This is a genomic window from Proteiniclasticum ruminis (assembly GCF_900115135.1).
In the GTDB taxonomy this organism is placed as follows: Bacteria; Bacillota; Clostridia; order Clostridiales; family Clostridiaceae; genus Proteiniclasticum; species Proteiniclasticum ruminis_A.
In genome coordinates, this window is sequence record NZ_FOVK01000001.1 from 925,614 (window position 1) to 940,123 (window position 14,510).

General features: G+C 42.1%; 12 protein-coding genes and 1 other annotated feature. All 12 genes read right to left on the minus strand.

Annotation, left to right across the window (positions count from 1 at the left end):
• Positions 1–131: 131 nt before the first annotated feature.
• On the minus strand, positions 132–968 hold the full coding sequence (locus BM243_RS04310) for a DegV family protein (RefSeq protein ID WP_074910787.1): 837 nt from the start codon (positions 966–968) through the stop codon (positions 132–134).
• 115 nt (positions 969–1,083) lie between these two features.
• Positions 1,084–1,602, minus strand: coding sequence for a tryptophan transporter (locus BM243_RS04315; RefSeq protein WP_074910788.1), 519 nt, complete (start codon positions 1,600–1,602; stop codon positions 1,084–1,086).
• A gap of 121 nt (positions 1,603–1,723) precedes the next feature.
• Positions 1,724–1,972, minus strand: a binding site (T-box leader).
• Between the two features lie 95 nt (positions 1,973–2,067).
• The gene (locus tag BM243_RS04320) at positions 2,068–3,033 is read right to left on the minus strand and encodes an ABC transporter permease (protein WP_074910790.1); all 966 of its coding nucleotides are present in this window, start codon (positions 3,031–3,033) and stop codon (positions 2,068–2,070) included.
• Positions 3,033–4,211, minus strand: coding sequence for an ABC transporter permease (locus BM243_RS04325; RefSeq protein WP_074910791.1), 1,179 nt, complete (start codon positions 4,209–4,211; stop codon positions 3,033–3,035). Before BM243_RS04325 ends, BM243_RS04320 begins: the two co-directional genes overlap by 1 nt.
• Positions 4,201–5,748 (minus strand): ABC transporter ATP-binding protein, encoded by a 1,548-nt coding sequence (locus tag BM243_RS04330; protein ID WP_074910793.1) that lies wholly within the window; start codon positions 5,746–5,748, stop codon positions 4,201–4,203. Before BM243_RS04330 ends, BM243_RS04325 begins: the two co-directional genes overlap by 11 nt.
• 122 nt (positions 5,749–5,870) lie before the next feature.
• Positions 5,871–7,019: a BMP family lipoprotein gene (locus BM243_RS04335; protein ID WP_074910794.1), complete on the minus strand. Its 1,149-nt coding sequence runs from the start codon at positions 7,017–7,019 to the stop codon at positions 5,871–5,873.
• Positions 7,020–7,265: 246 nt separating this feature from the next.
• Complete coding sequence (locus BM243_RS04340; RefSeq protein ID WP_074910796.1) at positions 7,266–7,730, minus strand: tRNA (cytidine(34)-2'-O)-methyltransferase; 465 nt, start codon at positions 7,728–7,730, stop codon at positions 7,266–7,268.
• 4 nt (positions 7,731–7,734) lie between these two features.
• The gene (locus BM243_RS04345; RefSeq protein ID WP_074910797.1) at positions 7,735–8,568 is read right to left on the minus strand and encodes a Cof-type HAD-IIB family hydrolase; all 834 of its coding nucleotides are present in this window, start codon (positions 8,566–8,568) and stop codon (positions 7,735–7,737) included.
• Between the two features lie 39 nt (positions 8,569–8,607).
• Positions 8,608–10,785 (minus strand): transglutaminase-like domain-containing protein, encoded by a 2,178-nt coding sequence (locus tag BM243_RS04350; RefSeq protein WP_074910799.1) that lies wholly within the window; start codon positions 10,783–10,785, stop codon positions 8,608–8,610.
• Positions 10,786–10,787: 2 nt separating this feature from the next.
• On the minus strand, positions 10,788–11,891 hold the full coding sequence (locus BM243_RS04355; protein WP_074910800.1) for a DUF58 domain-containing protein: 1,104 nt from the start codon (positions 11,889–11,891) through the stop codon (positions 10,788–10,790).
• Positions 11,892–11,893: 2 nt separating this feature from the next.
• Positions 11,894–12,826 (minus strand): AAA family ATPase, encoded by a 933-nt coding sequence (locus BM243_RS04360; protein WP_074910802.1) that lies wholly within the window; start codon positions 12,824–12,826, stop codon positions 11,894–11,896.
• A gap of 171 nt (positions 12,827–12,997) precedes the next feature.
• The gene (locus BM243_RS04365) at positions 12,998–14,497 is read right to left on the minus strand and encodes a VanW family protein (RefSeq protein WP_074910804.1); all 1,500 of its coding nucleotides are present in this window, start codon (positions 14,495–14,497) and stop codon (positions 12,998–13,000) included.
• Between the last annotated feature and the right edge of the window lie 13 nt (positions 14,498–14,510).

Below are 14,510 nucleotides of genomic sequence, written 5' to 3' on the forward strand. Positions count from 1 at the left end.
TGTGGTTTTCATGCCATACCCTATTCTTATATTATACCCTATCCGGGTGTTTTGTAAATAGGTTGCATGCAATTAAATCTAGTGCACTTTTTCAAAAAAAAAAGAGTGTCCCAGCGACACTCTCCATAACTTTATGCACTTAGGCAGAAAACGCCTACTAGTTTAGGTCCAGCATGAACACCAAGAACGCATCCAACCTGTATCTCATAATAGCCAATGCCTTTGTCTTCCAGATGCTTGATGACGGCTCTATTGGTTTCACTATCCAAAGAGTTGATTACTACAACTTTGGAGCCTTCTCGTACAGGTGTGTTATCGATGAAGGCTTTCAAAGCACTCAGTGCCTTTTTATTTCCTCTTACCTTATCCATCATTTCAAGTTTTCCGTCTTTCAATGAAATTAAAGGCTTGATTCCAAGAAATCCTCCAATAGCGCCTACAGACTTGGGAATTCTTCCACCTTTGGCTAGAAACTCCAATGTGTCAAAGGTAGCAAGAAGCTTCACTTCTTTCGCAGTTTTTTGAATTGCTTCCACAACTTCTGGGAAGCTTTTCCCTCTTAGAATCATTTCCCCAGCTTCAACTAAAGATAAGAAAATCACACCAGATACTCCTTCCGTATCAATGATGGTCACATCTTCCGTCTCCAGCATATCCTTAGCAATCACAGCCGACTGGAGTGTCCCTGAAAGGTGGGAGGAAATATGCACTGAGATGATCTTATATCCTTCATCCAGATACTGCTTATAAACATCATGAAATTCTTGTGGGTTCACCTGGCTCGTTGTAGGAAAAGGTCCTCCATTGAGTACCCCTTGATACATTTCTTCCAAAGAAATGGACTCACCATCTTTAAAACTCTGGCTCCCGATATGCACAGTCAGAGGCAATACATGAATATCATATTTTTTAATAAGTTCTGGGGTAAGATCACTTGTACTATCCGTAATCAGTTTTATTTTCTCCATTTGCTCCACTCCAATTTCTATTCTATTTATTTGTCTTTCAAAATAATTTCTGTACTGAAAGTATACATTTATATGCTTTGAAGCTCAAAATAAAATGGAGGAAACTAAGAAAATTTTAAGAACTGATGGTTTTCCGGACACCAGACATGGACATGGCTTTATGAAGAAGCACTGCAGCTCCTGTATTGAGAACTGAAGTCGGAAGAACAATCCCCATATACAGCGCGCTGAATGAGATGGGCGCTCCACTGACATAAAGTCCCACTGACAAGAAAATAAACCCGCTGATCAGCGTGCCAAATAATGTCCCTAGGAGTATTTCGTTCTTTGGTTTCATGAGGTGAGAGAAGTTCTTGTGTACAGAAAAAAGTAAAGTTCCTGTAATAACTTTATCCACAAGATTGGCAATTTGCCCTCCAGGAAATGTTGTAGTCATGGCAGTAATAATCCCACAAACCAGAGATACCGCCAACGCTTCTTTATAGGTATCCATCAGAAGCAGTGAGAGAAACATCATCACGAGAAGAAAATCCATCTTCATTCCACCAAGAAAAGGCACCCCTGGCACCAGCTGGTGAAGAATATAGCCAAGAGCAATCAGCAGGGCAGCATACGTCATTTTTTTTACATTCATAATCTAACATTCCTTTCAGATTCATATTGAAGCAGTCTTTTTGATGACTAAGTATCGCTGTCTTTCACCACATACCGATTCCTCCTTTCAAAATAAAATGGCAACAAAAAAGACTCCACCCACACAGGGCGAAGTCACTCGCGTTGCCACCTGATTTCGCGTATTGAAAATACGCATCTCATTTTCAGATACTAACATATCCTATCCCTTGTAACGGCGGGCACCCGTCAGATACTACTGCTATAGATTCTATAGGTTCGCTCTGCCTCTAGAAAGTCCATTCGGTCACGAAATTCTATGGAAGTTCCACCTATCTCCCACTCTCTTTAAGAATCCTCACTGACGTACTTCTCTTTCTCACGGAGTTTCATTTTTTATGATTATATACCCCCCAGAAAAAATATGCAAGAAAAACCTCCTGAACATTCGTCCAGGAGGCTAAAAAACAACTGATGCTTTTGATGCTTATCTCTGAGATTTATCGTATGGGATACCCTCTGCTTTAGGCGCTCTAGACTTCTTGGATGTGAAGGCAAGAACCACCATAGTCGCAACATAGGGAAGCATCTTATAGTAGGTCTGATTGATGCCAAGGTTGTTCAGGAATGGAATCAGTGAAACAGAGTAAGCAAGAGTTCTTAAGAATGCAAAGAACAGTGCAGCTCCAAAAATCCGTATTGGTTTCCACTGACCAAAAATCATAACAGCCAAAGCAAGGAATCCAAATCCGGCAACTCCTGTATGACCGTTGATATTTCCATCCAATACACCGATGGAGTAGAAGAATCCTCCGATACCGCCAAGGATACCCGAAATGCTCACTCCAGCATATCTCATGACATAAACATTGATTCCTACAGAATCTGCAGCTTGTGGATGTTCTCCACAGGCTCTCAGTCTTAGACCAAATCTGGTTTTATAGAAAATTATGGTTGCAATCACAAGGAAAACCAGACCAATATAAACCGTAATATAAGTATTCTGGAAGAACAGTGGCCCAATTACTGGAATATCACCCAGTCCTGGTACACTTCTTATAAAGAATCTCACATTTGTCGTAACACCATCAGAATTGAAGAACATCTTAGAGAATAAGAGTACCAAGGCTGGAATCAGCATATTCAAAGATGTACCTGTAATGGTCTGATTGGCCTTCATGGTCACAGCTGCAAAGGAGAGCAGCAGTGAGTAAATAAATCCAGCAACTGCCGCAACCAGCATTCCAGTGAGGAGTATCGTCTGAGGTCCCATCCCTGTGCCCTGAACATTATAAACATACAGAGCGCCGAAGTAGGCTCCGAAGAGCATGATACCTTCAAGACCGATATTAATCACACCGCTTCTCTCACTGAACATTCCGCCCAAAGCTACAAGAAGAAGAGGAATTGCTACTGGAAGCATATTTTGTATGAGATAATATAAAGTTTCCATTATTTTGCCTCCTTTGTATTGCTGGACGCATCTTTATCCCCAATACTCTTTGCTTCAGAGACTTTATGCCTTCTTTCTCTTAAGTTCTTCAAGAACTTTGCAAAGCCTGCGTTCATAATCATAGCAAATGCAGAGAAGTAAATAATAACGGCAATAACCACATCGATGATCTCAGGCTTAAACCCATGAAGGCTCGCCAGTGTTCCACCTCTCTGGATATGAGAAATAAACACTGAGGAGAAAATGATGCCAATGGGATGTGCACTTCCGAGAAGTGCTACCGCAATACCATTGAATCCGTTGGCGGCGATGATATTGATTGGTTCATAAGTCATACTGCTTCCTGCAATGGCTGAAGGAGCCAATATGGCGAAAGCACCACCTAAGCCCGCCAGACCACCAGCAATGACCATGGTCAGGATGATATTTCTCTTTCCCTTCATACCTGCGTAATCCGCTGCAGTTTTATTGAATCCCGTGGCCTTCAGTTCATATCCAAAGGTGGTCTTCTGAAGGACGATATAAAGAATAACGCCGATGATCACCGCAAAAATAATACCAAAATTCACATTGGAACCTTCCACACCTAGCGTTGGAATCTGCACATGCTTTGGCAGATAATTGGTTCTTGTTGTGGAAGAAACATACATGGTTCCATTCCCTTGAATCAGCATATCCACCAGATACATACCAATATAGTTGAACATAATGGATGTAATTACTTCATTTACATTCAGAAGTGCTTTGAAGATACCAGGAATGAATCCCCAGATCATACCACCCACGAGACCTGCAAGGATAGCCACTACCCAGTGAATTCCCTGTGGCAGATCCCACATGAATCCCACATAAAGAGCAAAGAACATACCCATTGTGTACTGGCCTGATGCACCAATATTGAAAAGGCCCATTTTAAAGGCAAATCCAACTGCAAGACCGGTCATCAGGATTGGAGTTGCAAAATAGAACACATCTCCAATTCTCTGGAATCCTCCGCTCACAACACTCTCAAACCCTTTAAATGCATTACCGGCATCTGCCACAAGCATTACAATGAATCCGAACACAAGTCCTAGAACAATGGCCAGAAGTGCCGCTGTAAAAGAGGAGAATCCTTTGCTGTGCGTCATATCTTTCAGTTTTTCGCCAAAACTTTTTGCATTCTTTTTATCCTGCATAACTAGTCTCCTTTACAGTATCCCGCTTGGCTCCGGACATATAGAGTCCGAGTTCTTCCACGGTAGTATTCTTAGGATCCAGTTCACCAACAATCTCGCCTTCATACATAACGAGTATACGATCGCTGACATCCATAACTTCGTCCAGTTCCAGAGAAACAAGAAGTACGCCTTTTCCTTTGTCTCTTGTTTCCACAAGCTGTTTGTGTATATATTCTATGGCACCAACATCAAGACCTCTAGTTGGCTGTACTGCCACAAGAAGTTCATGCTTCTTATCGATTTCTCTCGCAATGATGGCCTTCTGCTGATTACCACCAGACATACTTCTAACCTGGGTCACGGGTCCCTGCCCACTGCGGACATCAAAACGGCTGATTAAGGTCTCAGCATATTTTCTCATGGCATCAAATTTCAGGAAACCGTTTTTCTGGAATTCTGGCTGCCAGTATCTTTGAAGGATCAGATTTTCCTCCAAGCTGTAGTCCAGAACCAGACCATGCTTATGTCTGTCTTCAGGAATATGACTGATTCCTGCAACAGAACGCTCTCTGATGGATGATTTTGTAAGATCCTTTCCAAGAAGAGAAATGGTTCCACCTGACATTTTTTCAAGTCCGGTGAGGGCAGACACAAACTCAGTCTGACCATTTCCATCAATTCCTGCTAAGCATACAATTTCACCCGCTCTTACATCGAAAGAAACATTCTTCACTGCATTATTCTTATGGGTCTTGCTGGGTACTGTGACATTACGCACAGACAACACAACATCCTTAGGTTCTGCTGGTGTCTTCTCAACGCTGAAGCTGATGTCACGTCCAACCATCATTTTCGAAAGCTCTTCCTTCGTGGTATCCTTTACATCGACGGTACCAATATATTTACCTTTACGCAGAACAGTACAGCGATCTGCTACTGCTTTGATCTCATTCAGTTTATGCGTGATAAACAGAATAGATTTTCCTTCCTCAGCAAAGCCTCTCATAATCTGCAGAAGTTCTTCTATTTCCTGTGGTGTAAGAACAGCCGTTGGCTCGTCAAAGATGAGAATTTCGTTTTCTCTGTAGAGCATTTTAAGAATTTCCACTCTCTGCTGCATACCTACGGATATTTTTTCAATTACTGCATCCGGGTTTACTTTAAGACCATATTTTTCGCTTAATTCGACAACTTTCTTACGTGCTTCAGCCTTTTGAAGGAAGCCCATTTTATTTGGCTCAACACCCAGAATGATATTCTCAAGCACAGTAAAAATCTCCACCAGCTTGAAGTGCTGATGAACCATTCCAATTCCCAATGCATTGGCATCATTTGGGTTATTGATCTTGACGACCTTCCCATCTTTCAGAATTTCGCCTTTTTCTGCCTGATACAATCCAAAGAGGACGCTCATCAGCGTAGATTTCCCTGCACCATTCTCACCAAGCAGTGCGTGAACCTCACCTCTTTTCAAGTTGAGGGTTATATTGTCGTTCGCGATAATACCGGGGAATTCTTTTGTTATATTTTTCATTTCAATAATATAATTTTCCACTTTAACCTCTCATTATCACTTTATTTTTTAGTTGGAAAATGGGGGAAAACTCACGCCTTCCCCCATTGATAACTCATACTTGCATAAGGCAAAGGCCACTATGACATGAATGCTTTACCTTACTATCTTACAGAAACCTTAACCTTAGCCAGTCCAAGACCTGCAACAAGCTCTTCAGCAGTCGCATATCCAGTTTCAGCTGCAACTTCAATGTTTCTAACTGGCACTACAGATCCATCAGCAAGCTTAGCGAATTCTTTATCGTATGCAGCTTTGTCGAACTTTTCGAATCTGTCGAATGCATCAGCCTTGTCATCTCCGATAACGATGGTTGGAAGACCAACACCGTCATTGGCAGCGTTGAAGTATGTGGTTACTCCACCATAGGTATCCCAGCTGTTTGACTTGTAGATTGCATCAAGAACAGCAACTACAGATGCAGCAAGTCCCTTGGTAGCAGAAGTGATAACAGTTTCGCTGTCATATCTCTGGTCAACGTCAACACCGATTACCTTAGCATCGGATTCAGAAGCTGCGGACATTACAGACTTACCAACTGCTCCACCAGCAGCGAAAATTACTTCGATGCCTTCCTGGTACATGGTCTTAGCTGTAGCCTTGTTGGTGTCGTTTTCTTCAAAGTTTCCTGTGTAGTGATAGATTGCTTCGATAGCACCATCAGCAAGTCCAAGCTCTGCTGCTGCTGCTTCAGCTCCCTGAAGGTATCCATAACCGAAAGCCTGTACAGCTGGTACAGCCATACCACCCATGAATCCAAGCTTTGTCATGCCGTCCATTACAGCAGCATATCCAGCAAGGAAACCGGACTGTTCTTCAGAGTACATTACAGATGCAACGTTCTTTTCAGTTTTGAAAGTAGCGTAGTCAGCTGTATGAGGTGCTCCATCAAGAAGGATGAACTTCACTTCTGGGTACTTTGTCTGTGCTTCATAGATTGGCACTTCAAAAAGGAATCCAGGAGTAACGATTACTTTTGCTCCACCAGTTACAGCAAGATCGATGGATGCAAGGTATCCAGCATCAGAAGCTTCTTCTGGCTTGTAGTACTTATGAGTGATGTTGTTGGCTTCTGCAAACTCAACTACACCTTCCCATGAACCCTGGTTGAATGACTTGTCGTCAATATTTCCCTTGTCGGTGATCAGAGCAATTTCGAATCCTGAGCCTTCGCCTTCAGACTTAGATCCGCAACCAACCATGATCATACCAACCATCAAGATTGACATAACAATTGCAAGCATTTTTTTCATTAAAAAACCCTCCAAATAATTCGTTCGACTTTAATGTCGTTGGTCTTATTATATCTTTTTTACAAAAAAACCACAACTATTATCGTCTCTGAAATGCCGTAATGTACGTGTTTTTTTTGAAAACCGCATTTTAATTATGAACAAATAGTGAATAAACCTATATCGTTTACACTGAAAATTAAAGAACCGATTTTCAAACCCATTGAAAACCAGTTCTTTTGGTAATACATTGCCCACTTTATATATTTATACCATGTTTGGATATTCCATTTGCCTCAATGCTTCATAAGCTACAATAGCTACAGTATTCGACAGATTCAGACTTCTTGTTGTGGTCTCAATCATAGGTATCCTGAACAGCTGCTCCTGGTTTTCCGACATAATATACTCCGGCAGCCCACTGGACTCTCTTCCAAAAACAATGAAGTCATTATCCTGAAACTTAACCTCAGAATGAAACTTTTTTCCTTTGGTACTGGAAAAATAAAAGGTAGCATCAGGGTACTTCTCTCTCAATTCTTCATAACTGCCGTAAAGCGTCACATCAAGTTCCTTCCAGTAGTCCAGCCCTGCTTTTGCTACAGTTTTATCATCAATGTGGAAGCCCATTGGGCCGATAAGATGAAGCTTCGCCCCCGTAAGTACGCAAGTTCTCCCAATATTCCCCGTATTTTGTGGTATTTCTGGTCTGAATAAAACGATATTGATCACTTAACTACCCCTCGTTCAATATGAATTTCTCAATTAATGTGGCAACGCCATCATTCATATTGCTTTCCGTGATATGTTTTACATAAGGGAAAACACTTTCCATGGCATTCCCCATGGCCACAGGCATTCCAACAACCTGAAGCATAGGCAGATCATTTTCTGAATCTCCCACGGCAATAATCTCTTCTGCATGAATACCCAGCTCTCTTGCTAAAGCCAGCACACCCAGTCCTTTGTCCGCCTTGTAGGAGGTGAACTCCACATTATCTGCACCGGAGCTTACAACTTTCACTCTCTTGTTTTTCATCACTTCTTCTTTGATGGAAGCAATCTTATCCATGGAAGGGAACACAATTCCTTTTTGTATGGTATTTCCTGTCTCAGATAAAATATCTTTCAAGGTGAACTCCTCATTGATGTATCGGATATGGATCCTCCGATTCTCTGGAAGTGTTTTGCTAAGCCTTTCATAACGGCCGACATAGTCTCTGTACTCCGCCACGTACATGGTTCCATGGTTGTACCAGTTGATTCTGGTATCGAATTTTTTCAACGTTTCATCTATGCTGAGTATATCTTCAAGAGCCAAGTTCTCTTCGTAATAGATTGTTTCTCTGTCACGGTCACTGACGTAAGCTCCGTTCGAAGATACAATGGGGTCTGTAAGTCCCAGTTCATCCGAATACTGCAATGCGCTCTGATGCATTCTACCTGTGCTGAGCGCTACCACAATCCCCTTTTCTTTAGCTTTTCTTACCGCATCTTTTACCCGTTCTGAAACAGTCAGATCGTCACGGATCAGTGTTCCATCAATATCAATACAAATCATTTTATACATTCTATATCCTCCTGGCCTCATTTCTACTATCATATCATATTACAGAAAATGCTTTTTCATGAAAGCAAAGATTGGACCACGATAATCCTTCACGATACCGTATACATCTTCATAAAACTCCTGTCTTTGAGTAAACTCACCAGGTTCTCCACTGAACTCTTCTTTATAGACTTCTGAAACAAGTGTCTCCATCTGAGTTCGGATCTCCTCATCTTTGATTCTGGCTGCCATCTCCAAATAAGTTTCTCCTGGTTCTTTCCTGTAATAGATGAATGAGAAAAGCTTCAGCATTTCTCTGAAATAAGGTTTTAGAGATCCGCTGTTTATCATCCTCTGACGCTTCATCTTCTTATATGCTGCCCTTGACGCAGCCACTAATGAAAGAAGCCCAATAATAAGAAGGATCACATTTCTTCTGGTCCGCTCTACCTTCTGCTCTTCCAGACTTTGTCCTGGAGTATCCGTACCTTCCTCTTCTTGTGGAACTTCAGTTTCTGGCGTTTCAGATGGTGTTTCCACCCCTTCTTCACCTTCTGGATTTTCTTCTTCCGGCTCTTCTCCATAAATCAGCTCCCGAGGAGTTCCTGTTGCATCAAAAATCTGCCAGATATCATTTTCTTCGTCAATGAGCACCTCAGTCCAGGCATGGGCATCACTGTTTCGTATGATATACTCTCCATCGACAACCTCTTCCGACATTTTGAATCCTTCCACATATCGGGTGGGTACTCCCGCTATCCGAAGCATAACGGTCAGTGCTGTACCAAAATAAACACAGTATCCTTCTTGTACTTCAAACAGAAAGTAATCCACGAAATCTGTATTTTCCGGGAGTGCTCCTGGCGTGAGGGTGTAGCTGTAATTCTCTCTAAGATAGTTTGTCAGCACCTCCGCTTTTTCATAGTTACGCATGGAGTCATCCACAAGGCTGTTCACAAGATCCACCGTTCTTGGTGTCAACGTGCTGTGGATCTGCAGATAAGGACTGTACTTCATGTAGAAATCTGAGGCGTGGACATTCTTCGGTAATCTTCTGATATGATCCTCGATAAGATCTTCTCTGAAGTAAGTAATATCATAATTGTTGATGACAGTTTTATTGCTTGTGTAGGTGCTTCTTTCATCATTATAGAAGAGAAGTGCCAAGTTATTGGAGAATGCGACTTCTTTTGTATATATGCCGCTGAAAAGGTTTGATGTCATTTCCACTATGGGTCTGATCTCTATTCTTCTGAGATCCTCATTAACTGTCAACCGCTCATAATACGCTGTTTTTTCTGGAGAGAGGTTTCCATTGGGCTCATATTCAATCACATCTCTAGCCCAGCGGTCTCCTAAGTATTCAGTCCTCACAGTTCCCCGTAAATAGATAGGCTCCTCACCAAAGGCTCTCATCACCTCATCTTCACTGATGGTGATGTCCCCTCCGAGAAGTGTTTCTGAGTCATTATACCCCGTCATCGCAATGCCGAAGGGATCTCTGATGCTTGAGCCCGTAATGCTTCCCTGAGGCACAACCTGACCGTTGAAATAATTGAAAAGTCTATCAGAATAAATTCCCTTTGCTTCCACATCAATAAATGCAGATCCAATTGTGATGATGAGCGTAAGCACCACAGCTTCGACGAGTCTTCTGTTCCGATTTACCTTAAGCACTTTAGCTTCCTGATCCACAAGAGTTGTTCTGTAGAAAAGAAGACTGAATGCCCACACAGGAACAAAAAATCTGGCATACTCATAGGTATTGCCATAATAATCTACGATCCATAGAAACAGGAGCAGCCCCATATCCAGAATCACCATATTGTATGGAAAAATGTACAAAGTTAAGCTCAGTATCACCGCCCCAGTGAGCATCATGACTTTCAGCACATTAAGAAAGTCGATGAACTGAATGCTCAGGCCATCCATGATGGTGGCGTTGATGACTGCGATATCTGAGGGAATCTGCATTAGATCAATAGTTTTCACGGCATGGTAAAGAAAGTATGCTGATACTGCACCGAGCAAAAAGAAACCAATCCGGTAATAAAGGTTCTCTCCTTTCAGCATCCCCAAAAAACCCAAAGTCAAGAGAACTGGCAGCAATGCGAACGCCATAATCTCTGTATGCCTGAATCCTTCAATAAAATATGCACTTTCCATGACCATCCCCATGATGATCATATTAAAAAAAATGATCACCAATGGAATGACTTTATTTTTTAATTGGCTCATACTTATTCCCCTATATATTTCAGTGTGATTCCTTCATAGTCCGCATCTTTTTTCAGGTCATCCTCCACCGCAAACCAAGTGATGGCATTGTATTTATCTTTCAGCTTCAACACCACCTTGGTCAGCAGCGGGCTTCTGTTGCCTGTGAAAAGGATAATGGAAGAAGCACTTTGAAATAAATCTGTTTTCTCGTTCATAAAGTCCTGCATCGGCTTTTTCCCGGTGGAATCATGATCCACCATATACTCCACCAGAGCCTCATGCTGGCTCATTCTTCGAAGATCAAACTCTTTCCTTTCTAATCCATTGATCACAACTTTATGTTCCTTCCCTTCCTTCAGAAGAAGAGCTGACACTGCAAGAGCTTCGGCAATCAATGCCTCTTCTTTTGCCCCATCCTGATCCAATCTGTAAATCTCTTCACACATATCAATGACAAGGAGGTAATCAATCCCTTTGTTCTGTTCTCCTCGACGGACATAAAGCTCTCCATATTTCGCAGAAACCTTCCAGTTGATCCGTTTCAGACTGTCTCCTACATTATATCTTCTCATTTCCCGTATCATATGAGGATCTTCCAGATTTGACCTGGAATGTTTGATTCCTTCGCTGCCCACACCAAGTTCAAAGAGAGTTTCCGGAAGCACCCTGGATTTAGGGTATACCCTCACGCTTTCATTTCTCAGATTTTTTCTGACGGTGAAAATATTGAAAAAATCCCGAATCTCCAGACTCAGATTCTGAAATTCATAGGTTCCTCTCTTGGGGAAATAGAAATGAAACATGATCTGCGCCCTGTTCCTTGCACTGACGCTCCGGGTCTCTATTTCGGTATATTGGTTGATTGCGGTGACATAAGGGAGAAAAAGCCTTGAATCGTTGAAAATCTGAAGGTTCAGCTTCCCTGTCTCAAAGACTTCATATCTGTCCTTCATATAGGTCAGTTTACCGGATACTTTTCCTGAGAAAACCGTAATATAAGCCACCCCTAGAACAAACATGCTGACCATGATGAAATATAGTGACGTGAACACAATCCCACCAATGGTGTAATAAAGCAAGAAAGAAATCAGAAGACCGATGATAAACCTAAAATCCATCTTCATGGCTATGCATCCATTCTTGGAGGCTCCACAGAGGCGACTATGAGCTGCACAGCTTCATAGGCACTGCTGCCTTGTCCTCTGGCATAAGATGATAGAATCAGTCTGTGGGCCAGGACCATTCCCGCATTCTCCTTCACATCCTCTGGAATCACATAGTTTCTCCCCTGCATCAGGGCTGAAGCCTGACTGATTCGCATGAGGGCAATGGACGCTCTGGGACTTGCTCCGAGTGCAAAAAACTTACTTTCTCTTGTTTCTTTGACAATATCCACAATATACTTGTAGATGCCTTCCGTAACCTTCACTTCTCTGGTTTTTCGCTGAAGCATCATCACATCTTCTTTGGAAGCCACTGGTCCAATATTTTCAATGGGAATCTCCTCCCTAGTGTTCCGAAGGATATGCATTTCATCTTGAATGGAAGGATACCCCATTTTGATACGGATCATGAATCTGTCCAGCTGAGCTTCCGGCAAATTGAAGGTTCCTTCGTACTCGATGGGGTTCTGGGTGGCCATGACAAAAAATGGTCTTTCTAGTAAATAACTCTTGTTCCCTTCAGAAACCTGAGTTTCCTCCATGACTTCCAAAAGCGCTGCCTGGGTTTTGGGCGACGTACGGTTGATCTCATCAGCCAAGACCACATTTGCAAAAACAGGCCCTTTGCGGAACTCAAAACTCATCTCTTTCTGATTGTAAATGGATACCCCCAAGATGTCTGAAGGCAGAAGGTCTGGTGTGAACTGGATTCTGGAATAGCTGAGATTTAAACTCTTGGCCAGAGCCTTCACAAGAGTGGTCTTTCCGATTCCCGGGATATCTTCGATGAGGATATGTCCTCCTGCTAGGATTCCCTTCAGAATATTTTTTACGACATTATTTTTACCAATGATTACTTTTTCCACATTCTGTTCAATCTTTTTTACATATTCCATTTAGCGATGCTCCTTTATTCCTGAATAATTCAAGAAAGTTCTTTCAATTTTCTGCTGTCTTATTCATTTTAACATAGGAGTTGTGTGTAAATTATAAATTTATGGTTACAATCACAAATGAATAAGACTTTCCCTGAAAAAACAAGGAAAGTCTTATCATTTATTTACTTATTAACCATTGGCTCCTGTTTCTGGTGCTTCTGATCCTGGAGTTTCAGGTGCTGGTGCTGGAACTGTTTCTTTAGGTTTTGTTCCCACACGAGTGACTCCGTCTACTTTTCTGTAACTGTCCTGAGAAATCAGTTCAGTCTTCACTACTTTACCGTCTTTGATGGTCTGTCTGTAAGTTTTTGAGGTGTAGCCCGTCACTGGCTTCTTTTCCACCACTTCTTCACCAACAAACAGTGTATTATCATCCACTTTTGTCATGGCAGGTTTCAATACAGATGTAGTTTCACTGAATACTTTATAGCTGTATCCGCCTAAATCCGCCTGATGTCCATAAATGGAAACGCTCAGATTATTGTTGTCTCCATAGGCCTGGATATACACAGGATTCGGATAATTGTTCGTGAACTTGAGATCAAGATATGGACCATATACGACAGCGTCCATACCTGGTTTCAGATAAGCAACCGCCATGGAGTGGTTTCTTCTCTGCTCAATCCCCATATTGCTGTGAAGAGCTGCCTGATAGAGGGTGCTGGAAACTTGGCAAAGTCCGCCACCAACGCCTTCTTCCACCTTATCTCCCACAAATATACCAGCGTTTCTAAACCCTGCTGCAATGGTGATGGGGCCAATTTCTGCGTTATAGCTGAAAGTCTCCCCTGGCATTACCACAGTTCCGTTGATTAATGATGCTGCAAAACCAACATTGTGCTTTCTGCCAGCCGCTGATGTGGAGTAATTTGTTGTATATGTGGACAGTCTTCCATCGATTTTTCTCAGTGCATCTGAGGTCACCTTTGGTTCATCAATCACCAAAGCTGCTTCCACCTTAACTTCTGGCTCGAGCTTCGGCAACACTTCTTTAAGACTGGCAATGAGCTTCTCTTCCTCCAAAACCATACCGGTCTGATGCTCAGTGACAGCAAATCCATCTCCACTTTTCTTGATGGTTGCATTCTTTGCATTGACATTGATTTCAGAAGCCACCGTCTTCACATACTCCGTAAGCTTTTCTTCAGAGTATGTATAGGGAACTTTCACTTCTTCCATGGTTTTTGAATAGATTCTCTGGAGCTTTTCTGTTTCCTCTAAATCTTTCCCTTCCGAAACTATTTCTTCAGCGATAGACTGTACATCAAGCACTGGATCCAGATCCCCCAGAGTGAGTTTGAACTCCCGGTCTTTAACAACAACGGTTAAAGTATTGGTTTTAACCGCTTCAAGTATCTTTGTCTCCAGAAGACTTTTCACCTCAGGAAGTGTCATTCCTGAAAGGTCTTCTCCCATAACAGAAACACCCGGATACACCTTATCCTGCCACTCTGCAATGACTTTTTTATTTTGGGCTTCTTCCATTTTTCGCGCTGTTTCCACCGCGGATACATGAATCGCCTCCTGTTTCTCCCATTCTTTTTCCAGGGCATAACTTCTGTAAGCCATGGTTCCAGCCCCAGATAATGTAAGTACAAGTATAATAGCTGCAATTAATTTTTTCTTCATATACTGTTGGGTA

What these genes read in the sequence shown, in the direction of transcription:
- BM243_RS04345 (WP_074910797.1), bottom strand. Translation starts at nt 8,568, where the DNA reads ATGTATAAAATGATTTGTATTGATATTGATGGAACACTGATCCGTGAC.
- BM243_RS04350 (WP_074910799.1), bottom strand. Translation starts at nt 10,785, where the DNA reads ATGAGCCAATTAAAAAATAAAGTCATTCCATTGGTGATCATTTTTTTT.
- BM243_RS04325 (WP_074910791.1), bottom strand. Translation starts at nt 4,211, where the DNA reads ATGCAGGATAAAAAGAATGCAAAAAGTTTTGGCGAAAAACTGAAAGAT.
- BM243_RS04315 (WP_074910788.1), bottom strand. Translation starts at nt 1,602, where the DNA reads ATGAATGTAAAAAAAATGACGTATGCTGCCCTGCTGATTGCTCTTGGC.
- BM243_RS04320 (WP_074910790.1), bottom strand. Translation starts at nt 3,033, where the DNA reads ATGGAAACTTTATATTATCTCATACAAAATATGCTTCCAGTAGCAATT.
- BM243_RS04335 (WP_074910794.1), bottom strand. Translation starts at nt 7,019, where the DNA reads ATGAAAAAAATGCTTGCAATTGTTATGTCAATCTTGATGGTTGGTATG.
- BM243_RS04355 (WP_074910800.1), bottom strand. Translation starts at nt 11,891, where the DNA reads ATGAAGATGGATTTTAGGTTTATCATCGGTCTTCTGATTTCTTTCTTG.
- BM243_RS04310 (WP_074910787.1), bottom strand. Translation starts at nt 968, where the DNA reads ATGGAGAAAATAAAACTGATTACGGATAGTACAAGTGATCTTACCCCA.
- BM243_RS04360 (WP_074910802.1), bottom strand. Translation starts at nt 12,826, where the DNA reads ATGGAATATGTAAAAAAGATTGAACAGAATGTGGAAAAAGTAATCATT.
- BM243_RS04365 (WP_074910804.1), bottom strand. Translation starts at nt 14,497, where the DNA reads ATGAAGAAAAAATTAATTGCAGCTATTATACTTGTACTTACATTATCT.